The sequence below is a fragment of the Solirubrobacter pauli genome (assembly GCF_003633755.1).
Lineage (GTDB): Bacteria > Actinomycetota > Thermoleophilia > Solirubrobacterales > Solirubrobacteraceae > Solirubrobacter > Solirubrobacter pauli.
The window spans coordinates 42718-64880 of sequence record NZ_RBIL01000001.1; the positions used below are offsets into that span (position 1 = coordinate 42718).

The 22163-nt window shown below is 73.0% G+C and carries 23 protein-coding genes and 1 pseudogene; 18 read left to right on the forward strand and 6 right to left on the reverse strand.

What is annotated here, in order from left to right; genetic code table 11:
- Positions 1-9 precede the first annotated feature (9 nt).
- Positions 10-630, forward strand: coding sequence for a class I SAM-dependent methyltransferase (locus C8N24_RS00235; protein ID WP_170178739.1), 621 nt, complete (start codon positions 10-12; stop codon positions 628-630).
- Here the strand turns inward: C8N24_RS00235 and C8N24_RS33515 are convergent.
- The gene (locus C8N24_RS33515) at positions 583-744 is read right to left on the reverse strand and encodes a hypothetical protein (protein ID WP_170178740.1); all 162 of its coding nucleotides are present in this window, start codon (positions 742-744) and stop codon (positions 583-585) included. The genes C8N24_RS00235 and C8N24_RS33515 overlap by 48 nt on opposite strands.
- Before the next feature lie 59 nt (positions 745-803).
- Here C8N24_RS33515 and C8N24_RS00240 point away from each other — a divergent pair.
- Positions 804-1415, forward strand: a pseudogene (locus C8N24_RS00240) (endonuclease/exonuclease/phosphatase family protein); the annotation flags it as partial.
- 10 nt (positions 1416-1425) lie between these two features.
- Here the strand turns inward: C8N24_RS00240 and C8N24_RS00245 are convergent.
- The gene (locus C8N24_RS00245; protein WP_121246654.1) at positions 1426-1788 is read right to left on the reverse strand and encodes a hypothetical protein; all 363 of its coding nucleotides are present in this window, start codon (positions 1786-1788) and stop codon (positions 1426-1428) included.
- Positions 1789-1833: 45 nt separating this feature from the next.
- On the opposite strand from C8N24_RS00245, the gene C8N24_RS00250 reads away from it, so the two are divergent.
- The 4 genes from C8N24_RS00250 to C8N24_RS00265 are packed head-to-tail and all read left to right on the forward strand — an operon-like array spanning position 1834 to position 4473.
- A complete protein-coding gene (locus tag C8N24_RS00250; RefSeq protein WP_121246656.1) occupies positions 1834-2370 on the forward strand; it encodes a putative immunity protein in 537 nt (178 codons plus the stop codon).
- A gap of 35 nt (positions 2371-2405) precedes the next feature.
- Positions 2406-3011, forward strand: a complete 606-nt coding sequence (locus C8N24_RS00255; RefSeq protein ID WP_121246658.1) for a dihydrofolate reductase family protein — start codon at positions 2406-2408, stop codon at positions 3009-3011.
- Positions 3012-3014: 3 nt separating this feature from the next.
- Positions 3015-4055 (forward strand): hypothetical protein, encoded by a 1041-nt coding sequence (locus C8N24_RS00260; RefSeq protein ID WP_147447517.1) that lies wholly within the window; start codon positions 3015-3017, stop codon positions 4053-4055.
- Positions 4056-4113: 58 nt separating this feature from the next.
- Positions 4114-4473, forward strand: a complete 360-nt coding sequence (locus C8N24_RS00265) for a cupin domain-containing protein (protein ID WP_121246662.1) — start codon at positions 4114-4116, stop codon at positions 4471-4473.
- Positions 4474-4498: 25 nt separating this feature from the next.
- Here C8N24_RS00265 and C8N24_RS00270 read toward each other — a convergent pair whose 3' ends face one another.
- Positions 4499-4816 carry a muconolactone Delta-isomerase gene (locus C8N24_RS00270; protein WP_121246664.1) on the reverse strand — a complete coding sequence of 106 codons (318 nt, stop codon included), beginning with the start codon at positions 4814-4816 and terminating at the stop codon, positions 4499-4501.
- Positions 4817-4876: 60 nt separating this feature from the next.
- Here C8N24_RS00270 and C8N24_RS00275 point away from each other — a divergent pair, with 60 nt between their 5' ends.
- From C8N24_RS00275 to C8N24_RS00290, 4 genes are read left to right on the forward strand one after another with little or no spacing between them, the layout of a single operon-like run.
- A complete protein-coding gene (locus tag C8N24_RS00275) occupies positions 4877-7669 on the forward strand; it encodes a helix-turn-helix transcriptional regulator (protein ID WP_121246666.1) in 2793 nt (930 codons plus the stop codon).
- Between the two features lie 59 nt (positions 7670-7728).
- On the forward strand, positions 7729-8121 hold the full coding sequence (locus tag C8N24_RS00280; protein ID WP_121246668.1) for a CBS domain-containing protein: 393 nt from the start codon (positions 7729-7731) through the stop codon (positions 8119-8121).
- Positions 8122-8167: 46 nt separating this feature from the next.
- Positions 8168-9502, forward strand: a complete 1335-nt coding sequence (locus tag C8N24_RS00285) for a GGDEF domain-containing protein (protein ID WP_147447518.1) — start codon at positions 8168-8170, stop codon at positions 9500-9502.
- A gap of 34 nt (positions 9503-9536) precedes the next feature.
- Positions 9537-10961 (forward strand): flavin-containing monooxygenase, encoded by a 1425-nt coding sequence (locus C8N24_RS00290; protein WP_170178741.1) that lies wholly within the window; start codon positions 9537-9539, stop codon positions 10959-10961.
- Here the strand turns inward: C8N24_RS00290 and C8N24_RS00295 are convergent.
- Complete coding sequence (locus C8N24_RS00295; RefSeq protein ID WP_342794113.1) at positions 10946-11905, reverse strand: LacI family DNA-binding transcriptional regulator; 960 nt, start codon at positions 11903-11905, stop codon at positions 10946-10948. The genes C8N24_RS00290 and C8N24_RS00295 overlap by 16 nt on opposite strands.
- A gap of 228 nt (positions 11906-12133) precedes the next feature.
- On the opposite strand from C8N24_RS00295, the gene C8N24_RS00300 reads away from it, so the two are divergent.
- Genes C8N24_RS00300 through C8N24_RS00310 form a run of 3 tightly spaced genes read left to right on the forward strand, consistent with a single transcriptional unit; the run spans position 12134 to position 15306 of the window.
- Positions 12134-14110 (forward strand): hypothetical protein, encoded by a 1977-nt coding sequence (locus C8N24_RS00300; protein ID WP_121246676.1) that lies wholly within the window; start codon positions 12134-12136, stop codon positions 14108-14110.
- Positions 14107-15000, forward strand: coding sequence for a sialidase family protein (locus tag C8N24_RS00305; RefSeq protein WP_121246678.1), 894 nt, complete (start codon positions 14107-14109; stop codon positions 14998-15000). The genes C8N24_RS00300 and C8N24_RS00305 overlap by 4 nt, the downstream gene beginning before the upstream one ends.
- A 39-nt stretch (positions 15001-15039) precedes the next feature.
- On the forward strand, positions 15040-15306 hold the full coding sequence (locus C8N24_RS00310) for a hypothetical protein (RefSeq protein ID WP_121246680.1): 267 nt from the start codon (positions 15040-15042) through the stop codon (positions 15304-15306).
- On the opposite strand, the gene C8N24_RS34510 is transcribed toward C8N24_RS00310, so the two are convergent.
- Entirely contained in the window at positions 15299-15802 is a 504-nt protein-coding gene (locus C8N24_RS34510; RefSeq protein ID WP_211339787.1) for a DUF2510 domain-containing protein, read from the reverse strand. The two genes, C8N24_RS00310 and C8N24_RS34510, sit on opposite strands and share 8 nt — an antisense overlap.
- A gap of 41 nt (positions 15803-15843) precedes the next feature.
- Between C8N24_RS34510 and C8N24_RS33520 the strand changes: the two genes are divergently transcribed.
- Genes C8N24_RS33520 through C8N24_RS00325 form a run of 3 tightly spaced genes read left to right on the forward strand, consistent with a single transcriptional unit; the run spans position 15844 to position 19609 of the window.
- Positions 15844-17169, forward strand: a complete 1326-nt coding sequence (locus C8N24_RS33520) for a M20 family metallopeptidase (RefSeq protein ID WP_170178742.1) — start codon at positions 15844-15846, stop codon at positions 17167-17169.
- Positions 17166-18239 (forward strand): alcohol dehydrogenase catalytic domain-containing protein, encoded by a 1074-nt coding sequence (locus C8N24_RS00320; protein ID WP_121252833.1) that lies wholly within the window; start codon positions 17166-17168, stop codon positions 18237-18239. Before C8N24_RS33520 ends, C8N24_RS00320 begins: the two co-directional genes overlap by 4 nt.
- Positions 18236-19609, forward strand: a complete 1374-nt coding sequence (locus C8N24_RS00325) for an APC family permease (RefSeq protein WP_121246682.1) — start codon at positions 18236-18238, stop codon at positions 19607-19609. The genes C8N24_RS00320 and C8N24_RS00325 overlap by 4 nt, the downstream gene beginning before the upstream one ends.
- Here C8N24_RS00325 and C8N24_RS00330 read toward each other — a convergent pair.
- Positions 19599-20588, reverse strand: coding sequence for a serine hydrolase domain-containing protein (locus tag C8N24_RS00330; protein WP_121246684.1), 990 nt, complete (start codon positions 20586-20588; stop codon positions 19599-19601). The two genes, C8N24_RS00325 and C8N24_RS00330, sit on opposite strands and share 11 nt — an antisense overlap.
- 23 nt (positions 20589-20611) lie before the next feature.
- Here C8N24_RS00330 and C8N24_RS00335 point away from each other — a divergent pair, with 23 nt between their 5' ends.
- The gene (locus C8N24_RS00335) at positions 20612-21607 is read left to right on the forward strand and encodes a hypothetical protein (protein ID WP_147447519.1); all 996 of its coding nucleotides are present in this window, start codon (positions 20612-20614) and stop codon (positions 21605-21607) included.
- A gap of 55 nt (positions 21608-21662) precedes the next feature.
- Positions 21663-22160: a MarR family winged helix-turn-helix transcriptional regulator gene (locus C8N24_RS00340; protein WP_121246688.1), complete on the forward strand. Its 498-nt coding sequence runs from the start codon at positions 21663-21665 to the stop codon at positions 22158-22160.
- The last annotated feature ends 3 nt before the right edge of the window (positions 22161-22163 follow it).

Sequence of the window (22163 nt, forward strand, 5' to 3'; positions counted from 1 at the left end):
CATCCGCGCGTGCCCGCAGCACCGACGGTCGAGCCCTATCCGGGGAACGTCTACGACAAGTACGACACGCGCAACCCGGTCGTCCGCCACCTCATGCGGCGGTTCTTCGCCGAGCTGGACGCGCTGGTCGACCCGCTTGCGCCGGGCGACCTGCTGGACGTCGGCTGCGGCGAGGGCCGCGTCACCGAGCACCTCGCGGAGCGCTTCGCGCCGGACGCGCGCGTCGTCGGCCTCGACCGGGACGTGCCCGAGCTGCGCGCCGCCTGGGCCGCCCGCGAGGCACCGCGCATCGAGCGGATGACCGGAGACGCGCACGCGCTCCCCTTCGCCGACGACGCGTTCGACGTCGTCACGCTGATCGAGATGCTGCAGCTGGTCACCGACCCGCCGCGTGCGCTGGACGAGGCCCTGCGCGTCGCGCGCCGCGCGATCGTCGTCACCGTGCCCGACGAGCCGCTGTGGCGCGCGCTCAACCTCGCCCGCGGCGCGTACGTCCGCGAGCGCGGCAACACGCCGGGGCACATCCACCACTGGTCGCGCGCCGCGTTCGCCGACCTGCTCGCCGCGCGCGGCGAGGTCGTGTCACTCCGCCGCTGCCGCCCCTGGCTGCTCGCGGTCGTCCGGCTCTGAGTCGGACGTCTCGGTCCCGCCGACGTTCGTCTCGTCGACCTCGTAGTAGTGGACCGCGTCGTCGTCGCGCTGCGCTTCGCCGGGCTCGGGCACGGGCTTGCTCTCGTCAACCATGGGACGCATCTACCCGGTCCGTTGCCGAACGGTTCACGAGACGTTCAAACGGTGCCCCGCTCGACCTCGACCGCACCGCCGCAGCGATCACGGCCACCGGCGCCGACGTGATCGGCCTGCAGGCGGTCGACAAGTTCTGGAGCGCCCGCAGCGGCAACCTGGACGAGCCGGCGGAGCTGGCGCGGCGGCTGGACATGCACGTCGGGTTCGCGCCCAACCTCGACAGCGCGCCCGCGAGCGAGGGCCAGCCGCGGCGCCAGTACGGCGTGGCGATCCTGTCGAAGCTCCCGATCCTCGAGTCGCGCAACACGCTGCTGCCCAAGCCGGGCAACACGCCGGACCGGCGGATCGACTTCATCGCGCTCTCGCCCGGCGTCGACGTCCGCTCGGCGCAGGTGGTCGACACGCTGGCGTCCGACCTCCGCCCGTACACGGGGAAGCTCGCGATCACGACGAGCACGTCCGCGGCGGCGACGGTCGGCGGCGACGTCCCGGCGACGCTCGCGCTGGACCTCGGCCCCGCGGCCGCGTTCCCGACCTTCGTCCCCGGCGTGGACCGGACGTACGACGTCAGCACCACCGCGACGGTCACGAGCACCGCGGACGACGCGCTGCGCACCGGCACCTACGCGCAGACGCTGACGTTCACGTTGTCGACGACGACCCCCTAGGCCGCTCGCGTCACTTGATCGCGCACTCGAGATCGGCCGTGACGCGCGCTTGGGCGACCTCCACGACGCGCTCGCACGGGAGGTCGCCGAGATCGGTGCGCAGCCGGTACGTCCCGCGGCGCACGTGGAACTCGAAGGGCTCGCCGTCATCGAGCTTCGTCGCCGTGATCTTGCCGTCCCCGTCGTACAAGCTGACGGTGCCCGACTTGTAGTCCGTGCCCTGCTCGGCCATGCCACCCGGTCCGGCGGGACCTCCGAAGTACAGGATGCCGCCACGCAGCACGCGGTCGCCGCGCACGTCGTCCGTCCGGTCGCCGCAGCCCGCGGCGACCAGCGCCGCGCCGGCGAGCAGCGTCAGGGCAAGTGGTCGCATCGGCGCATACGCTATTCGGCCGTGGCGGCTGCCAGCATGCCGGTCATGGGTTCGCCGCAGACGCTGAGCGAGAGCGACCGGCGGACCGTGGCCGCGTGGGCGGCCGACTGCGCCGAGCGGGTCCTGTGGATGTTCGAGGCCGAGGCCCCGGAGGACCTCCGGCCGCGGGAGGCGATTACGCGCACCCGGGCGTTCGCGCGCGGTGAGCTGGACGTCGCCGACGAGATCCGCCGGCGGTTCGTCGGCGGCGGTGCGCCCAACGCGGTGCCGGCGCCCGCCGCCGCGGCGGCCCGCGCGGCGGGGCAGGCGGCGGCCGTCGCGCACATGGGCGCGCACGCCCTCGGCGCCGCCGGGTACGCCGCCAAGGCCGCCGGCCTGGCCGCCGACGACCAGGACGTCGCGGTGGAGGCGGAGATCCGCTGGCAGCTGAGCCACATGTCGGCGAGCGTGGCGGATGCCCTGGGGCGCCTTCCACCGCTGGGCGCGGACCGCTCCGGCCCGCTCGGCCCGGGCCTGCTCGCGTCGGGCCTGCAGGGTGCGGCCATCCGCCGGTTGCAAGCCGGCCTGGCCGGGGGCTGGTAGACCTCCGGCGAGTCAACGCTTCGCGAAAGGCGGCCATGCCGGACACCACCTGTCACATGTCGATCTCGCTCGACGGCTTCGTCGCCGGGCCTGACCAGCGTCGCGACCAGCCGCTGGGCGAGCGCGGACGCGAGCTGCACGGCTGGCACCTCGGCGACGAGCGCGCCAACGCGGCCGACGAGACCGCGGCGGGCTGGCTGATGCGCCCGCGGGGCGCCTACGTGATGGGCCGCAACATGTTCGGTCCGATCCGCGGGGCGTGGGACGAGGACTGGAGCGGCTGGTGGGGACCGGAGCCGCCGTATCACGCCCCGGTGTTCGTGCTCACCCACCATGCCCGCGAGCCGATCGAGCTGGAGGGCGGGACGACGTTCCACTTCGTGACCGACGGCTTCGAGGCCGCCTACGCGCAGGCGGTCGCCGCGGCCGGTGACGACGGCGTGGACATCGCGGGCGGCGCGTCCACGGTGCGCCAGGCGCTGATCGCCGGGGTCATCGACGAGCTCACGCTCGACATCGCCCCGGTCCTGCTCGGCGCGGGCGAGCGCATCTTCGACGGCGTCGACACGTTCGGCTTCGAGCCCGTCGAGGTGCTGCACTCGCCGCTGTCCACCCACATCCGCTACCGCCGCCCCGTCTAGGACGTGTTCAGGCGTCGCGCCCGGTTGAGCGCCGCGCGCGTCGCGGCCTCGGTCGCGGCGCAGGACGAGCGGGCGTTCGACGCGGACTTCGTCGTCGGCGTGGCGTTGCGCTGCCATCAGGCGTTGGAGCGCGCGCGGGCGAGCCGTGACTGGCGGCCGCTCGAAGCGGTGATCGCGCCCGGCCTGCTGGAGCAGCTGCGCGCGGGCTGGAGCGTCCGCAACCCGGCGGTCGGCCCCCGGACGTTGCAGACGCCGCGCGTGCGGGTCGTGAGCGTCGAGAACACGCGCGATCCGACGGCGGCGCGCTGCGTGCTCGAGCTCGGGTTCGAGGGCGGGGTGTCGCCGCTCTCCGGGCAGTTGCGGCCGCTGCGCGCGCTGGAGTACTGGACGTTCCGGCGCGACGACGGGCGCTGGAAGCTCGCCGCGGTCGACGCGTCCCGGGACGCCGGGCATCACTGGGACGAGCGCCTGATCGCGGACGCGGCCGATGACCCGGCGATGCGCAGCGAAGCGGTGTTCGAGCTCGCCGCCGACGACGCGGTGGACGACCCGGCGCTGGCGTCCGGGCTCGTGAGCGCGGGTGCCGGCGTGCGGACGGCCCTGGCCGACCTCGCGCTCGTCGACGAGCGGTTCGCGTGGCACGTGGTCGTGCTGGCCGTCGAGCGCTGCGTCGGGGCGTGGACGGCCGCGAGCGAGCACGGCGCGCCGGGCCCGTTGCTGGCGCTCGCGTCCGAGTCGTGCACGAAGACGCTGCTGCACCCGCCCGGCGCGCCCGGGCCGGTCGTGGTGCGCGCGCTGCGGGTCGTCGACGTCGCGCCCGTCACGCTGCGCGCGCGCTCGCACCCGGTGAGCCTCACGGTCGCGGTGACGTTGCGCGGCAAGCTCGCGGTCCGGACGCCGGACGGCAATGGGCTCGTGCGCGGGTCGGCCCGGCGCAGGACCACGTTCACGCTGCGGTGGAGGCTCGCGGTGGACGCGCAGCGACCGTCCGGCTGGCGGCTGGACGCCGTCGCCTCGGGCTGGCTCGACCGCGCCGTCAGCTGACGAGCCCGGCGCCCTCGGGCTGATCGGACCGCGCTGTCGCGCGTGAGAGACTTGGCTCATGCGCGACAAGGTCAACCTCGCCGAGAAGTTCGCCCAGCTGCCCGCCGCCTATCAGCCCGCGATCGTCGGCTACATGAACGACTACAAGCTCGTGGTCGTGAAGATCGAGGACGAGTTCGTCTGGCACAAGCACGACGAGACCGACGAGCTGTTCGTGGTCACGAAGGGACGGTTGACGATCCAGTTCCGCGACCGCGACGTCGTGCTCGAGCCGGGTGAGCTGCTCGTCGTCCCCCGCGGCGTCGAGCACTGCCCCAAGGCCGACGAGGAGACGCATGTCCTGCTGATCGAGCCACGCGAGACGGTCAACACGGGCGACGCGGGCGGCGACCGCACGGTCGAGCCGATCGAGCTCTGACCCCGCCGCCGCGCCGAGCCGCGTCTCAGCCTCCGTGCACGCCCTCCTCGAGGTCCTGCGCGTAGGTCGAGTAGTCGTAGATCGCGAGGGCCTCGGTGGTCACGCCGGGGCCGAGCTCGCGGATGATCGGCAGGCCGCCGAGCGCGCGGTCGAGGGTCTCGTGGGAGTCGACTTCGATGATCGCGAACACCGTGCGCTGGCCCGCGACCTTCCACAGGTGCTTGACCGCGCCGGCGTCGACGGCGCCCTGGGCGGCGACGGCCTCGCGCCGCCAGATCGCGATCAACTCCTCGTTGCTGACGTTCGCGGGCTGCTTGACGTCGAACCGGACGATGAACTGCATCTCTCTCTCCTCCTTGGCGGGGTGCGAGCGCGAATCTACCTGTCGGTTACGCTGCCGTGAGTGCTGCTGGACAGGGATGTCGAGATCGCCGCGCTGGACCGCGGATTGGAGTCGGCGCGGGCCGGGCACGGCGCGGTCGTCTGGATCGAGGGCGAGGCCGGCGCCGGCAAGACGCGGCTGCTCGGCGCGTTGCGGGATCGTGCCCGTGAGCAGGGAGCGCACGTGCTCAGCGCGCGCGGCGGCCCGCTCGAGCAGGGCTACGCGTGGGGCGCGGTGCGCCAGCTGCTCGACCCGCTGCTGAGCACGCTCGACGACGCGCAACGCGCGGAGCTGACCACGGGGGCCGCGGGCCTGTCACTCGCGATCCTCGACGGCGCCCACGCGACCGCCCCGCCCGCCACCGACCAGCAGCTGATGCACGGGCTGCACTGGCTCGTCGCCAACCTCACGGACGCGGCTCCGGTCGTGCTGATCGTCGACGACCTGCAGTGGGCCGACCTCGTCTCGCTGCACTGGCTCAGCTACCTGGTGCGGCGCGCCGAGAGCCTGCCGCTCCTCGTCGCGCTGAGCACGCGCCCGGAGGCGCACAGCGACGCGGCACCGGTGCTCGACGCGCTCGCCGACGACCCGCTCACCCGCCACCTGCGCCCGCGCGCGTTGAGCGGCGCGGCCATCACCACGCTCACGGCCGAGGCGCTCGCCACCCAGCCCGAGCCGGCGTTCGCGACCGAGGTGGAGCGCGTCACGGCCGGCAACCCGTTCTACGTCGGCGCGCTCCTGCGCGAGGCGCGCGACGCCGGCCTGAAGGGCCGCGCGCAGGAGGCGCCCAGGCTGCTCGCGCTCGGCCCGGACAGCATCGCGCGCAGCGTCCTGCGCCGGATCACCGCGGTCGGCCCCGACGCGCTCACCGTCGCCCGCGCGCTCGCCGCGCTGGAGGAGCCCGCCGCGCCCGAGGCGGTCGCGCTCGTCGCCGACCTCGAGCCCGCCGAGACGCGCACGCTCGCGGAGCGCCTGATGGACATCGGCATCCTCGACGAGCGGCTGCCGCTGGACTTCGCGCACCCGATCGTCCGCGCGGCCGTCGCCGACGGCGTCCCGCTCGCCGAGCGGCCGGCGCTCAACGCCCGCGCCGCGGCGGCGTTCGCCGGGCAGGGCGCCGGCGCCGAGCGGATCGCCGCGCGGCTCGTGCACGTGCCCGCGCGCACCCCGCTCCCGCCCCCGCTCGACACCGCCTGCGCGCACCTGGGCGACGCGGCCGCCGCGGCGCTCGACCGGGGCGCTCCGAGCGCCGCGCTCGTGTACGCGCGCCGCGCGCTGGAGGAGGACACGAGCCCCGCGCGCCGCGTCGAGCTGGACCTGCTCGCCGCCCGTGCGGAGGCGCTCGAGCACGCGCCCGGCTGGGAGGAGCGCTGGACCGGCGTCGTCGCGCGGATGGCCGACCCCGACCTGCGCGCCCGCGCGCGGCTGCAGGTGGTCGGCGTGCTCGCCTCGATCGGCGAGTGGGAGCGCGCGACCGCGCTCGCCCGTGAAGCGCTCGAGGACCTCAACGACCCCGCGCTGCGCACCATGCTCGAGGCGCACGCGCTGCAGACCGGGCTGGTGCACGCCGACTACGCGCCGAGCGTCGCCGCCGGCGTGCAGACGCTGATCGACCAGGAGGCCACGGGCGCGGTGCTGACGCTCTACGAGCGCGCGATCGTCGCCTTCGCGTTGCAGCTGTGGGGCGCGGACGCCGCCCGCGCCGGTGATCTGGCGGAGGCGCTCGTGGCCGACCCCGCCCTGTTCGCGTCCGGGGACGCGAGCGCCGCGCACATCACGATGACGACGCTGATGTTCACCGGACGCCACCACACCGTGATGGCGGCGTTCGACGCGTTGTGCGGGTTCGCGGCGCAGACGGGGTCACGCGCGATGATGCTCGGCGGCGCGTCCGGGCGCGCGATGGGCCGGATGCTCGTCGGCGACCTGCTGGCCGCCGACGGCGACGCGGACGCCGTGCTCGACCTGCTCGACGACGCCGCCCAGGGCAGCTTCGACCCGTTCCACCTGACCTCGGTCGGGCACGTCCTGATCGAACGTGGCCGCGCGGCCGACGCGCTCGCGCTGATCGCCGAGCGCGCCGCCCCCGAGCCGTGGCCCGCCGCCTACCAGTTCGCGTTCCTGCACAACGTCCGCGCCGCCGCCCGGCTCGCCGCGGGCGACGCCGAGGGCGCGCTCGCCGGCGCGCTGCACGCCGGCGCGGTCGCGCAGGCGCTCAACTGCGGCCCGATCCCCGAGTGGCGGCTCACGGCCGCGCACGCGCAGCTGCGGCTCGGAGCGAAGGCCGAGGCCGAGCAGCTCGCCGCCGACCAGCTCGAGGCCGCGCGCCGCGCCGGCCTCCCCCGCGCGACGGGCGCCGCACTCGCCACGCTCGGGCTCGCCCGGGCCGACCTCGACCTGCTCGAGGAGGCGGTGGCGCAGCTTCCGCACGACGAGCTGGACCTCACGCGCGCCGAGCTGTTCCTCGGCGGCGCGCTGCGCCGGGCGGGCAAGCGCAGCGAGGCGCTGGAGGTGCTCCACCGCGCCGCCGAACGCGCCCAGCGGCGCGGGATGACGCTGCTGGCCGGGGCGCTCGCCGACGAGCTGCGCGTCGCCGGGGCACGGCCGCGCCGCACGCTCGCCGACGGCGTGGAGGCACTCACGGCCGCCGAGCGGCGCGTGATCGAGGTGGCGATCGCCGGCAAGACGAACCGCGAGATCGCCCAGACGCTCTTCCTGACCCAGAAGACCGTCGAGACGCACCTGTCGAGCGCCTACCGCAAGCTCGACATCTCCAAGCGCAGCCAGCTCGCGGACGCGATGAGCGCCACATGACATAGTGGCAATTGACACAGTATGGTCTTGGTGGACAGCCAGGTAGGGAAGGAGCCGTCGTGAAGGTCCGAGACGTGATGACCGAAGAGGTGCTGACGTTCACCCCGGCGCGAAGCCTGCGGGAGGCCGCGAAGTTCATGGCCGACCACAACGTGGGCTCGCTGGTGGTCATGGACCCCGAGCAGCCCGGGCCCGGGATCATCTCCGAGCGCGACCTGGTGCGTTCGCTCGGCAAGGGCGAGGATCCGGACGCCGAGCGCGTGTCCGAGCACCTGACCTCGAACGCCGCCTTCGCCGACTGCGACTGGGACCTCGAGGAAGCCGCCGACACGATGGCCAAGGGCGGGTTCCGGCACCTCGTCGTGGTCGACAACGGCGAGCTGACCGGGATCATCTCGATGCGCGACATCATGAAGGTCTGGCGGCCGAGCGCGCGGCTCGCGCCACGCTAGCCGAACGACCAGCTCAGGTTTCCGCTCCAGGTGCCGATAGGAGGGCGTGGACCGATCCGTCCCGCCCGTCCCCGCACGCGTGCTCGCGCTGCTCGCGTGCGTGACCGTGCCGCTGATGCTGGCGGCCGCGCTGACGACGGACCCGGCGCGCCACCAGACGCTGATCACCGCCGCCGCGCTCGTCGCGACGCTCGTCGCCGGCCAGTCCGCCCACCGCGTCCGCTCGCCCGCGCAGCTCGCGCTGTTCGCCGGGATCGCCCTGTGGACCGCCGGCTCGACGGTGTCCTCCGTGCTGCTGCTGACGGACAGCTACACCGCCTACCCGACGCTCGCCGAGTGGCTCTGGCTGTCCTCCTACCCCGCCTTCTGGATCGCGGTGATGCTGATGATCCCGCGCTGGGGTGCCGGGCACTGGCTGGACGGCGTCGTCGCGTGCCTGGGCGTCGCCGCCGCGGCCGCCGCCGTGCTGATGCCGAAGCTGACCACCACCGGCCTGCCCCCGCTCGGGACCGCGGTCGCCGGGGCGTTCGCGATCGGCGACCTGCTGCTGATCGGCTTCACCTTCGCCGCGCTCGTGATCGCGCGCCGCCCGGCCTCGACCGAGTGGCGGCGGCTCGCCTTCGGCATCCTGCTGCTCGCCGGCACCGACCTGCTGTTCGCGCTGCGCATGGCCGGCATGGCCGACGTCGCCTTCGCGAGCTGGATGGACATCGGCTGGATCTTCGGGCTCGTGGCGCTCGCCGTCGTGCGCCCGCGCTGCCCGCGCGCCGAGCCGGCGGTCAGCCGCCAGCCGCTCACGCCGGTCCTCGCATCCGCCGCCGCGCTGGTCGTGCTCGTCGTCGACCACTACCACCGGGTCGCCGACGGTGCGCTCTGGCTCGCCGTCGCCGCGCTGGCGCTGGGCGTCGCCCGCACGGTCGACGCGGCCCGGGCAAGCGGTCGCCTGGCCGAGGCCGAGCGGCTGGCGCTGACGGATGACCTGACCCGCGTCGGCAACCGCCGCCGGCTCTTCCGTGACCTCGGCGACGCGTTCGAGCGCGGTGCCGGCGCCCACCTCGCGCTGTTCGACCTCAACGGCTTCAAGGCGCTCAACGACAGCCAGGGCCACGCCGCCGGCGACGCCCTGCTGGCCGAGTTCGGCCTCCGCCTGCGCGAAGCGGTCGCCGGCGTCGGCAGCGCCTACCGCCTCGGCGGCGACGAGTTCTGCGTGCTGGTGGACGCGAACGCCCAGGACGCGCTCGCACGCGCGAGCGCCGCCCTGCGCAGCGACGGCGTCACCGCTTCCACCGGCGCGGTCGTCCTCGGCATCGAAGCGAGCTCGCCGACCCAGGCGCTGCGCCTCGCCGACGCGCGCATGTACGCGGACAAGACGCGCAACTAGAAGTTAAACGTCCTGGACGTTTATGTTTGCGGACATGACGTCAGTAGCGGTCGTCGGTGGAGGGTTCGCGGGCATCGGGGCCGCGGCGATGCTCGCGCGGGCGGGCTATCGGGACGTGACGGTGTTCGAGCGCGAGCCGCGGCTCGGGGGCGTGTGGAACGCGAACACGTACCCGGGCGCGGCGTGCGACATCCCGTCGCACCTGTACGAGTTCTCGTTCGCGCCCAACCCGCGCTGGTCACGCCGGTACGCGCCGCAGGCCGAGATCCAGGCCTACCTGGAGGACGTGGCGCGGCCGTTCGACGTCCGCGTGAGCACCGACGTCCGGTCCGCGCACTTCGCCGACGGGCGCTGGACGCTCGACACCAGCGGCGGGGAGCACACCGCCGACGTGCTGATCACCGCGTGCGGTCAGCTGACCACGCCCGCCGTGCCGCCGCTCCCCGGCCTCGAGGACTTCGCCGGCCCGGCGTTCCACACCGCCCGCTGGGACCACGACGTCGACCTGTCCGGCAAGCGCGTCGCGGTCATCGGGACGGGCTGCAGCGCGATCCAGGTCGTGCCCGCCATCCAGCCGGAGGTGGAGCGGGTCACCGTCTTCCAGCGCTCGCCGGGCTGGACGATCCCGAAGGGCGACTTCCCCTACCCGCCGTGGGCGCAGCGGCTGTTCGAGCGCGTCCCGCTGGTGCAGCGGCTCGACCGCGCCGCCAACTACGCCTTCCACGACTTCGCCGCCTACGCGCTCTCCCGGCGCAAGACCAGGCTGCTGCGGCCGTTCCGCGCGCTCGGGCAGCTGCAGATCCGGCTCGCCATCAAGGACCGTGCGCTCCGCCGCACGGTGACGCCGACGGACGAGATCGGCTGCAAGCGGATCATGCTCACGGACAACTGGTATCCGACGCTCGCCAAGCCCAACGTCACGCTGACCGACCGGCGGATCGAGCGGATCGGCGCGCACGGGATCCGCACCGCGGACGGCGTCGAGCACCCCGCGGACGTGCTCGTCCTGGCCACCGGCTTCCGCGCGCACGACTTCGTGGCGCCGATGGAGATCAGCACGCACGACCGCACGCTCGCGCAGGAGTGGGCGGCCGTCCCACGCGCGTACCTCGGCGTCACCGTGCCGGGGTTCCCGAACCTGTTCCTGCTCTACGGGCCGAACACGAACGGCGGGTCCGGGTCGGTCGTGGCGACGATCGAGGCGCAGCTGACGCACGTGATCGCCGCGCTGCGTGAGCGTGAGCGGCGCCGCGCGCGGACCATCGTCGTCCGCCGCGAGGCCGCGCAGGCGTTCGACGCCGAGCTGCGGACGGCGCTCGCCGGCACGGTCTGGCACAGCGGCTGCACGAACTGGTACGTCGACGAGCACGGCAACGACCCGAGCCAGTGGCCGTGGTCGTGGACCGAGTACCGCCGCCGCACGGCGCGGCTGGACCCGCAGGCCTACGAGACCGGCTGAAGCTCGCCGGTGCCACGCTCGATCAGGACCGGCCGGCGCACGACTTCACGCGCGCGCCCGTTGAAGCCGTCCAGGCGCGAGAACAGCAGCTCGGCCGCGGTCTGCCCGAGGTCGGCCGCGTCGTGCGCGACCATCGTCACCGGCGGGGCGATCGCGCCGCGCAGCGGGATGTCGTCGAAGCCGACGTGCGCCACGACACGGTCCAGGCCCAGCCGGAAGAGCGTGCGCATGACCTCGACCGTGACGAGGTTCTGCGCGGAGAAGACCGCGGTCGGCGCCTCGTCGCCGGCGAGCAGCGGCTCCAGGTCGCCGTGGACGACGATGTCCTCCTCGAGCCCGTCCATGCCCTCGCGGTAGCCGGCGAGCCGCTCGGCCGCCGCGAAGCCCTCGTCCGGCCCGGGCCCGACGAACGCGATCCGCTCGTGCCCGTGCGCGCGCAGGTGCGCGACCGCCTGGCGCGCGCCGCCGCGATGATCCGTGATGACGCAGTCCGTGTCGATCGTCTTCGGCGGGCGGTTGACGAACACGAGCCCCGTCCCCGTCGCGACGTCGCGCCGCAGGTAGGAGTGGTCCTTGCCGGTCGGGATCAGCAACAGCCCGTCCACGCGGCGCCCGAGCATCGTCTCGATGATCTCGCGCTCGTACTCCGGGTTGCCGTCGGAGCTGGCCGCGAAGGTCACCACCGAGCGCTCGCGCGCGACCTGCTCGGCGCCGCGATGGAAGGCGGCGAAGAACGGATCGCCGATGTCCTCGCCGATCAGGCCGATCGTGGAGGACAGCCCGCTCGACCGCCGCAACGACCCCGCCGCGTGGTTGTGGCGGTAGCCGAGCAGCTCGACGGCGCGCTGCACCTTCGCCGTCAGGTCGGCGTCCACGCCCTGGCCGTTGACGACGCGCGAGACCGTGCTGAGGCTCACGCCGGCCATGGCGGCCACGTCTTTCATGGTCGGCCGCCGCCCGGTCATCTCGTTGTCAGGAAAATAGCGGGTGCCGGATCGAGAAGAACCGGAATCACAGGCCCGCAATGGGTGCGCCGACCCATCACCACAGAAGATCGGACGAAAGGGTGATGCGCGCGCTTCCGCTCAACCATCCAGCTGTGGTTCACTTCCGGGCACCGGGGCCCGCTCTCATCGGCGGCCCATGGAGGGGTACACGGGGAAGGGGACACTATGAGGGGTGCCAGGGCGCGCCGAACGGCGGCGGCAGTCGTCACGCTCGCGCTTGCCGTACCAGTAGCCACCGCGGGGGCGCACTCCGCGGACTTCATGTTCACGGGCGACGTCGCCCGGCAGATCGGCGCCTACCAAGGCGGCGCGAGCATGTTCATGCAGCGCGCGCCCGAGACGCCCGGGGCGCTCACGCTCGTGGGCCACAACCCGCTCGAGAACCGCGGCATGAACGCCGCGATCGCGGTCAACAAGGGCTTCGTCTACGTCGGCAGCCGCACGGACGGCTCGCAGGGACGCGACAACGCCGGCATCAAGATCATCGACGCGAGCAACCCCGCGCGGCCGGTCGAGGCGGGTGAGATGCTGCCGCCTCTGGAGGGCAACAAGCAGGAGTCCTCGCGCGAGCTGCGCGTCTGGCGTTCGCAGGACGTGCTGATCGTCCTGCACACGAACTGCGGCGGGCAGTCGGCGCACCTGTGCGAGCAGCCCAGCAAGAGCTCGATGCGCTTCTACGACATCAAGGGCAAGCACGCCGCCGACCCGCAGCTGCTGCACCAGAACACGCGTGACACGCACGAGTTCTTCATCTGGGAGGACCCGAAGAACCCGCAGCGCGCGCTGATGTTCGAGGCCAGCGCCGGTCGCAACCTGAAGATCTACGACCTCTCGCCCCTGCTCAACGCGGACGCGGCGACGCGTGAGCCGAAGCTGCTGTTCGACGGCCCGCACGGCTTCGGCAACTCGAGCGGCTCGGGCATCCACTCGTTCTCGGTCTCCAACGACGGCACACGCGCGTACTTCGCGCTGCTCACGCGCGGCTTCGGCGTCGTCGACGTGTCCGACTTCACGGACACCGACCCGGCGACGAACACCTACCGGCTGGTCACGCCACCGGCCAACCGCGTGCAGTGGGAAGGGCCGGGCGCGCACAGCGCGATCAAGCTCTGGAACAAGGACGCGGTGTACGTGTCCGACGAGGTGTACGGCACCGCCACCGCGGCCGGGCACGGCTGCCCGTGGGGCTGGACGCGCTTCGTCGACATCGCCGACCCGACCAAGCCGGCGGTGGTGGGCGACTACCGGCTGCCCGAGAACCAGCCGCTCGGATGCGCGACGTTCAACCCGCCGCGCACGTCCTACTCCGCGCACAACCCGACGCTGACGCCGAACATCGCGTTCAGCACCTGGCACTCGGGTGGCGTGCAGGCGATGGACATCTCCGACCCGCGCAACGTCAGGCAGCTGGCGGAGTTCAAGCCGCAGCCGCTCGCGACGGTCGGCGCCGAGGACCCGCGCCTCTCGAGCGACACCCTGCCCGACCGCACCGACAACAAGGTCGTGATGTGGAGCTACCCCGTGATCGAGGACGGGTTGATCTACGTCGTCGACCTGCGCAACGGCCTCTACATCCTCGAGTACACCGGCCCGTACGAGCGCGAGGTGCGCGACGTCAAGTTCCTCGAGGGCAACTCGAACCAGGGCGACGCGCTCTGCTTCGAGCCGGTCCCGGGGGCGGCACGGGCGGACTGCTCGCGGTCGGCCGAGGGCACGGTGGGCGGGTCGGTGCCCGCGACGCTGTCGCTCACGCTCGGCGCGCCCGGGTCGTTCGGCACGTTCGTGCCCGGCACCGCCGGCGACTACTTCGCCAAGACCGACGCGAAGGTCACCTCCACCGTCGGCGCCGCGCTGCTGACCGCGGCGGACCCGAGCGCGGCGGCGACCGGCCACCTGGTCAACGGCGCGTTCTCCCTGCCGCAACCCGTGCAGGTGAAGGCCGGCAGCGGTGCGGCCACGCCGTCGCCGTTCGCCCCGGTCGGGTCGTCGGCCGCGCCGACGCCGCTACTTTCGTACTCGGGACCGGTGTCCAACGACGAGGTGACGTTCGACTTCAAGCAGTCGATCGCCGCCGGTGACGCGTTGCGAACCGGCACGTACTCGAAGCCGCTGACGTTCACCTTGTCGACGACCACCCCTTGAGAAAACACGCCCTCATCCTCATCACGCTCGCACTCGCGGGCTGCGGAAGCTCCTCCTCGTCGGCCGAGGAGGACCTCCCGCCGGAGCCGACCGCGGACGCCGCGCTGGAGGTCGGCTCCCTGGCGACCCGGCCCGGCGACGGCGAGCTGCTGATCGGCTCGACCAGCGGCACCTACCGGCTCCCGAAGGGCGCGAAGGCGCCCACGGAGCTCGAGCCGTCGCTGTCGGCGCCGGGCAAGGGTGAGGGCCCGCTGCTCGACCTGGTGCTCCGCTACACGGGCCCGACCACGCTGCTGGCGTCCGGCCACTCCAAGGGTGGGACGCTGCCGCTGAACGTCGGGCTCGTGAGCTCACCCGATGACGGCAAGACGTGGCAGGCGGTGTCGGGCATCGGCGAGATCGACTACCACGACCTCGAGATCATCGACGCCCGGAACGTCCTCGCGCTGCGCACGGACGACCCCAACTCCGTCCAGGTGTCGACCGACGGCGGGAAGACGTTCGAGAGCCGCGCCGCGCCGGCCGCGGCCGCGACGACGGACATCACGGTCAACCCCGACAACCCGAAGCAGTGGGCGGCGGGCACCGAGCAGGGCACGTGGGTGTCGTCCAACGAGGGCAACTCCTGGCGCCAGCGGGACACGACGCCGAAGGCCCGCGTCTCCTGGGCCGGGCCGGGCAAGCTCTACAGCGCCGGGCTGGACGGGAAGATCCGCCTCTCGGCCGACGACGGCAAGACCTTCAACGAGGTCGGCGGCTCGATCGGCAGCGGCCCGAAGGACTTCCTCGCGACGCCCGACGGCACGCTCTACGCCTACCTCACGGGCGGCAAGCTGCGCACGTCGGCGGACGGCGGCAAGACCTGGTCGGACCTCGCCTCGTTGCGGTGAAGCCGGGCTGACGGGTCCGACCCTTTAACCTGGGGGTGGATGGCGTTTCACCGCGACGGGGCGGACCCGATCGGAGGCGAGCGGGTCGGCCGGACGCACCAGGAGATCCGGGTGCGGTCGCGCGTGGTCGCGGCGGCGACGCTCGCCTGCCCGCGTTGCGACGCGCCGATCGCTCCCGGCGACCGGCCCCTGACCCCGGCTGAGCACATCCAGTGCCCGTTCTGCGGCGAGGCCGGCCGCGTGCGTGACTTCCTCTCGCTCGCCGCGCCGACGCGTGCGGCGCACGTCGAGATCCGGATCAGGTAGGCGTCGACACGCCGTGGCGGCGGTTGAAGTCGAGCGCCGACCGGCGCGCGTCGATGGCCGCCCAGATCACGAGCGGGATCCAGCCGAGGATGCCGACGAAGCAGAACAGGAACAGCACCCACAGCACGGCGTTGCCGACCGCCAGCAGGATCGCGGTCGTGTCGCTGCGGCCGGCGTAGAAGTGCCCGGCGCCGAGCCACAGGATCGTCAGCACGATCGCGAGCGCCGGCGACTTGGCCGAGACGTGGGTCTGCGGCACCGGCTGGAACGACGCGGGCGGCGGCTGGAAGCCGGGCGACTGCTGGCCGTACGGCGGCAGCGGGTCGCCGAAGGCGGATGTCGGCGCGGCGGTCTGAGCACCGCCCTCGACCCGCGTCTGGTCGGTCCAGCGCGTGCCGTCCCAGTACCGCTCTCCGCCTGACCCGCCCGGGTCCGTGTACCAGCCCGCGGCCGGGCTCCCGCCGTCGCTGTCCGCAAAGAAGCCACCGTCGCTCATGTAGCGGCGAGCCTATCCGCGATGCGTGCGACCATGCCGCGATGGCCGAGGGGGAACCGGGCGCGCTGGACGCGACCGAGCAGGCGTTGGTCGCCCGCATCGCGCAGCGGCGGGACGAGATCGTCGCGCTCGCGTGCGAGCTGATCGCCTTTGACACGACAAGCCGGTCCGGGATCGAGGCGCCGGCACGCGACGAGGCGGCGCTGCAACGGACGCTGGCCTCGCGCCTGGAGCGCGCGGGCGCCGAGATCGACCTGTGGGAGCCGGCGCCCGAGGACGTGGCGGACCATCCGCTGAGCGTCCCGGGGATCGCCTTCGCGGGGCGTCCGCAGCTCGCGGCGACGCTGCGCGGGAGCGGCGGCGGTGCCTCGCTCCTGCTCAACGGGCACATCGACGTCGTACCCGCGCGGCGTGAGGAGGGCTGGACGGCCGACCCGTTCGATCCACAGGTCTCCGGCGGCCGGATCGTCGGGCGCGGCGCGTGCGACATGAAGGGCGGCATCGCGTCGATGGTCGTGGCCGCGGAGGCGCTGGCCGAGCTGGGCGAGCTGCGCGGCGACGTCATCGTCTGCACGAACACGGACGAGGAGTCCAGCGGGGTCGGCGGGCTCGCGTGCGCGCGCCGCGGCGTGCGCGCCGACTACGCGATCGTCCCGGAGCCGAGCTCGCTGCACGTGTGGCCGGCCTGCCGCGGGACGGTCTACTGCACGATCGAGATCGCCGGGCGCGCGGGGCACGCCGAGCAGGAGCACCCGCACTGGCGCGACGGCGGCGCCGTCAACGCGATCGAGAAGGGGCGCTTCCTGCTCGACGGCGTCGACCGGCTGCGGGCGGAGTGGCGCTCGCGGGCCGACCTGCGCCATCCGCTGCTCGACCCGCCGGACATCGTCCCGACGCGCTTCGTCGGCGACGCCGGCTGGCACGTGACGATCCCCGACCGGGCCGAGATCGACCTGTCCGTGCTGATCCTGCCCGCGCAGGCCGACGCGCGGGGCTGGACGTCGGACGCGCAGGCCGAGGTCGAGGACTTCCTCCAGCGCTGGTGCGCGACGGACTCGTGGCTGGCCGAGCACCCGCCGACCTTCCGCTGGTATACGGAGGTCAACCCGTCCGAGACGCCGACCGACGCGGCGAGCGTGCAGGCGCTGCTCGCGGCCAACCGGGCGCTCGGGCTGCCGACCGAGCTGGGCGGGCTCGGCTCCTGGTACGACGGCGCGACGTTCGCGCTGGAGGCCTCCACGCCCGCGCTGATGTACGGCCCGCGCGCGATCGACTGGGCGCACACGGTCGACGAGTACGTGCCGGTCGACGACCTGGTCGCCTGCGCGCAGGGGATCGCGATCGCGGGGTGGCGGCTGTGCCGGTGAAGGCGGCGGTGCTGCGGGCGCCGGGCGCGGCGATCGAGATCGCGTCGGTCGAGCTGGACGCGCCGCGGGCCGGGGAGGTCGAGGTGCGGATCGCCGCGGCGGGCGTGTGCCACTCCGACCTGCACGTGGTGCGCGGCGAGTGGGACGTGCCGATGCCGGTCGTGCTCGGGCACGAGGGCTCCGGCGTCGTCACGCGGCTGGGCGAAGGCGTGACCGACCTCGAGGTCGGCGACCACGTGATCCTCTCCTGGATGCCGCAGTGCGGGCACTGCCGCCAGTGCCGGCTGGGCCGGCCGTGGCAGTGCGAGGTCGTGGCGAACGTGGTGGCGGCCAAGGGCACGCTGCTCGACGGCACCTCGCGCTGGGGTGACGGCTTCCACCACTACCTGGGCGTGTCGTCGTGGGCCGAGCGGGTGGTCGTGCCGCGGTCGGGTGCGATCAAGATCCGGCGTGACGTCCCGCTGGACGTGGTCGCGATCGTCGGCTGCGCGGTGGCCACCGGCGTGGGCGCCGTGCGCAACACGGCGGGTGTGCCGCCGGAGGCGACCGTCGGCGTGATCGGCTGCGGCGGCGTCGGGCTGTCGGTGATCCAGGGCGCGCGCCTGGCGGGCGCGTCGCGGATCGTCGCGTGCGACCTGAACCCGGCCAAGCTCGAGGTGGCGGTGCAGCTCGGCGCCACGGAGACCGTCGAGGACGCGCGGGCGCTCGAGGACCTCGACTACGTGTTCGACGCGATCGGGCGGATCGAGACCACCGAGGCCGCGATCGACGCGCTCGCGCTCGGCGGCGCGGCGGTGATCGTCGGGCTGCCGCCGACCGGGAGGACCGCGCGCTTCGACCCGCTCGCGCTGGCCGAGGCCAACCAGCGGATCCTCGGCTCCAACTACGGGTCGATCGACCCCCAGCGCGACGTCCCGTGGATCGTCGACCTCTACAAGGCCGAGATGCTCGACCTGGACACGATGATCTCCGGGCGCCGGCCGCTCGAGGAGGCCGCCGAGGCGCTCGAGGACCTCGCGGCCGGAAGGACGTTGCGCACGTTGCTGACGATGGATGGAGGCGTGGCATGAGCACGGTCATGGGTTCGCAGCAGGAGACGCACTTCAAGCGCGTGCTCGGGCTGCCCGCCCTCGTCTTCTTCGGGCTGGCGTACATGGTCCCGCTCACGGTCTGGACCACGTACGGGCTCGTGACCACCGAGACGAAGGGCCACCTCCCGCTCGCCTACACGGTCACGACGATCGCGATGCTGCTGACCGCGTACTCGTACGGGCGCATGGTCGTGGTGCACCCGATCGCCGGGTCGGCCTACAGCTACGCGTCGCGCTCGTTCGGGCGCCCCGTCGGCTTCATGGTCGGGTGGGCGCTGCTGCTCGACTACGTCTTCCTGCCGATGATCAACTACCTGGTCATCGGGATCTACATGAACGACTACTTCCCGAGCACGCCCGAGTGGATGTGGGTCGTGCTCGCGGTGATCCTCGTGACCGGGCTCAACATCCTCGGCATCAAGCTGCTCGCCAACGCGAACCTGATCTTCGTCGCCGTGCAGTTCGTCTTCATCGCCGTCTTCGCGGCGATGGCGATCGGCAAGATCACCGGCGACGTGGAGGTGCAGTCCTGGACGGCGCCGTTCTACGACTCTGACACCGAGCTCGGGCTCGTGTTCGCCGGCGCGGCGATCCTCGCGCTGTCCTTCCTCGGCTTCGACGCGGTGTCGACGCTGTCGGAGGAGACGGAGAACCCGCGCACGAAGATCCCGCGCGCGATCATCCTGTGTGCGCTCGTCGGCGGCCTCGTCTACATCTTCCAGTCCTACCTCGGGCACCTCGCGTTCCCGGACTGGCAGTCGTTCACCGACGTGGACTCGGCGAGCGCCGACGTCATGAAGTTCATCGGCGACGACTTCCTGAACTCGTTCTTCACGGCCGCGTACGTGGCCGGCGCGTTCGCCTGCGCGATGGCGTCGCAGGCGAGCGTGTCGCGGATCCTGTTCGCGATGGGCCGTGACGGCTCGCTCCCACGGCCGATCTTCTTCCGCCTGCACCCGCGCTTCCGCACGCCCGTCACCGGCAACCTGCTGGTCGGCCTGTTCGGGCTGACCGCGCTGTTCATCAGCCTCGCGACGGTGTCCTCGATGATCTCGTTCGGCGCGCTCGCGGCGTTCTCGTTCGTGAACCTGTCGGTGATCAAGACGTACCTGATCGACCGCGAGGACCGCTCGGGCGCGGCCATCTTCAAGTTCGGCGTGATCCCGTTCCTCGGGTTCGCGTTCACGATCTACCTGTGGACGAAGCTGAGCGGGATCGCGTTCGAGGTCGGCCTCGCCTGGCTCGCCGTCGGCTTCATCTACCTGCTCGTGCTCACGCGCGGCTTCCGGAAGGCGCCGCCGGCGATGTACACGGGCGAGGAGGACGAGAACGAGGTCGCTACCGCGTGAGCTTGCGGACCAGCACGCGCTGACCGGCGTCCAGCTTGGCGTCGACCGCCGTCGGCCAGGACGAGAGGATCGTGAGCACGGTCCTCGCGTCCGGGTTGACGGCGACGAGCTGGCCGTGGATGCCGCGTGCGCAGATCGCGCCGTCGCGGCGCCACCACTGGTTCGCGTAGCCCTGCGCGCTCACGGGGACGGTCGGGTCCTGAATCGGCTGCGTGCCGAGGTTCATGTCCCGCTCGGCGACGAAGATCCCGAGCCGTGCGTAGTCGCGCAGCGTGGCGCAGAAGCCGCCGCTGATCACGGCGGTACCGCGCGGGTCGACCGCCAGCTCGGCGTCGCGCTCGGCGCCGATCGCGCTCCACAGCACGTCGGCGATCACGGACGCGAGGGGCTTGCGCGCCGCTCGCTGCACCACGAGCCCGAGCAGATCCGTGTTCGGGCTGGCGTAGTGGAAGCGGGTCCCATGCGCCCAGTCCGCCTTGCCGATCGTCGGCAGGAACTCGAGGATCGAGCCGGGCGCGCCGTCGATCGGGTCGTGCCACCCGCAGACCGCGTCGTAGCGGACGAAGTGCTCGTAGTCCTCCACGAAGTCGACGGCGGCGGTCATGTCGAGCAGGTGCCGGACGGTCGCGCCGTCGTACCCGCTGCCCGCGACCTCGGGCACGAAGTCGGTCACCGGAGCCTGCGGATCGACGCCGACGAGCAGCGTCGTGAGGCCGAGCACCGACTTGGCCACCGACTGCGAGAGGTGCCGTGACGTCTCCCCCATCTCGCCGCCGTACGCCTCGTGGAGGAGCACGCCGTCGCGCACCAGCGCGAACCCGTCCGTGTACGGCGGCAACTCGAGCGCGAGCGGCGCCTCGGCGCGCGCCAGCTCGGTGACCGGACCGTCGCCGCGCGTGACCATGGTGGTCTCGACGACCTCGCCGACGTGCACGTAGGCCCAGCGGTTGCGGGGGCCGATCTGCCAGTCGTCGAGCACTGGGCGAGTGTAGGTTGCGCGACGTGATCTGGCCGAACGCCGACAGCGCCGTCAACAGCGACCCGTGGCTGGTCGAGCACCACGACCAGCTCCGGCGGATGCGGCCGCGCGTGCTCGGCGTGAACTTCGTGACCGGGCTGAGCGAGGCCGAGGCGCGCCGCCAGCTGGAGACGCTCAGCGCCGTGCTCGCGGAGTCCTCCCGCTGGCAGGGGTACCGCGACCCGTCCGCGCCGATCTTCCTCGACTACCAGGTGGGCGAGATCCTCGACTTCACCGAGCCGGCCGGGCACGTCGACCGCAACTCCGCGCGGTTCCCGCGCGAGCCCAACGGGATCCACCTCGACTACGCCGCGCTCTACGAGCTGATCGACGCGGAGGCGCGCGTGGCGAGCGGCGACGTGCACGAGGTGTGGCTGCTCGCCGACCACACCGATCACACGTGGCCGTGGGAGACGATCGAGGTCAAGGCCGGCTACGACGCGGCGCTGGCGCCGACGGGCGGGTTCGCGCGCTACGCCGGCAACTCCGGCGAGCACACCGCGCCGTGGATCGGCCGCAGCCTGCGGGTCCTGTTCGTGAACCACGCGCGCGGCGTCGGCTGCGCGATGGAGAGCCTCGGCCACTCGCTCGAGCGCATGGCGACCTGCGGCGCGATCCCCTACTACGAGCGCTACTTCCGCGACTACGCGATGCTGCACCTGTACGGGCGCAAGCGCGTCCGGCACCGTCGCCGGTCGGTGTCCGCCGGCGGCAACGTGCACTTCATGCCCAACGGGCGGTTCGACTACGACCTCGAAGGCCAGGGCCCCGTGCTCTCGACGATCGAGACGTGGCGCCAGCGCGATCAGGTCGCGGTGCCGTGGACGCCCGCCCCGCTCGAGCGCTACCGCGACTTCGCGCCCGACTGCATGGGCCGGTGGGTCGTCTACTGGCGCCAGAACATGCCGGGCCTCGACAACGCCGCGCTCGACGACGCGGGCCGACCGATGAAGAACTGGTGGCCCTTCCTCTTCTACTGACCGTCGCTCGCCACGCCTGCCCTGCTTCGAATTCGAAGCACGTAGACTGGACGGGATGCCCGACTTGCCGCCGTCCCTCGACCCCACCCAGCTCGGGGCGTACTTCGCCCTGATCGAGGTGACGAGCCTGCTGCGTCACGCGGTCGAGCAGCAGCTGCGCGAGGTCGGCGACCTCAGCTACGTCCAGTTCCAGCTGCTCGCCACGCTCGGCGACGCGTCGGCGGGCAGCGCGCGGATGACCGACCTCGCCGACGGCGTGGTGTACAGCCGCAGCGCCCTGACCTACCAGGCCGGCCTGCTGGAGAAGGCCGGCCTGGTCACGCGCGCTCCGTCCGCCGACGACGAGCGCAGCACCACCGTCACCATCACCGACGCGGGTCGCGACCGCCTCGCCGCCGTCTTCCCGGGCCACATCGAGATCGTCCAGCGGCTGCTCTTCGAGCCGCTCAGCCCTGACGACGTGCAGGCGCTCTCCGACCTCCTCGGGCCCGTGCGCGACCACATGCGCGCGATCCCGCCACGGTCGGCGGCGCCGCGGCGCAAGCGCACGTAGCTG

Excerpts from the sequence above, each read along its gene's own strand:
- C8N24_RS33515 (WP_170178740.1), bottom strand. The coding sequence starts at position 744 with ATGGTTGACGAGAGCAAGCCCGTGCCCGAGCCCGGCGAAGCGCAGCGC.
- C8N24_RS00245 (WP_121246654.1), bottom strand. The coding sequence starts at position 1,788 with ATGCGACCACTTGCCCTGACGCTGCTCGCCGGCGCGGCGCTGGTCGCC.
- C8N24_RS00250 (WP_121246656.1), top strand. The coding sequence starts at position 1,834 with ATGGGTTCGCCGCAGACGCTGAGCGAGAGCGACCGGCGGACCGTGGCC.
- C8N24_RS00255 (WP_121246658.1), top strand. The coding sequence starts at position 2,406 with ATGCCGGACACCACCTGTCACATGTCGATCTCGCTCGACGGCTTCGTC.
- C8N24_RS00265 (WP_121246662.1), top strand. The coding sequence starts at position 4,114 with ATGCGCGACAAGGTCAACCTCGCCGAGAAGTTCGCCCAGCTGCCCGCC.
- C8N24_RS00270 (WP_121246664.1), bottom strand. The coding sequence starts at position 4,816 with ATGCAGTTCATCGTCCGGTTCGACGTCAAGCAGCCCGCGAACGTCAGC.
- C8N24_RS00290 (WP_170178741.1), top strand. The coding sequence starts at position 9,537 with ATGACGTCAGTAGCGGTCGTCGGTGGAGGGTTCGCGGGCATCGGGGCC.
- C8N24_RS00295 (WP_342794113.1), bottom strand. The coding sequence starts at position 11,905 with ATGAAAGACGTGGCCGCCATGGCCGGCGTGAGCCTCAGCACGGTCTCG.
- C8N24_RS00300 (WP_121246676.1), top strand. The coding sequence starts at position 12,134 with ATGAGGGGTGCCAGGGCGCGCCGAACGGCGGCGGCAGTCGTCACGCTC.
- C8N24_RS00310 (WP_121246680.1), top strand. The coding sequence starts at position 15,040 with ATGGCGTTTCACCGCGACGGGGCGGACCCGATCGGAGGCGAGCGGGTC.
- C8N24_RS34510 (WP_211339787.1), bottom strand. The coding sequence starts at position 15,802 with ATGAGCGACGGTGGCTTCTTTGCGGACAGCGACGGCGGGAGCCCGGCC.
- C8N24_RS33520 (WP_170178742.1), top strand. The coding sequence starts at position 15,844 with ATGGCCGAGGGGGAACCGGGCGCGCTGGACGCGACCGAGCAGGCGTTG.
- C8N24_RS00325 (WP_121246682.1), top strand. The coding sequence starts at position 18,236 with ATGAGCACGGTCATGGGTTCGCAGCAGGAGACGCACTTCAAGCGCGTG.
- C8N24_RS00340 (WP_121246688.1), top strand. The coding sequence starts at position 21,663 with ATGCCCGACTTGCCGCCGTCCCTCGACCCCACCCAGCTCGGGGCGTAC.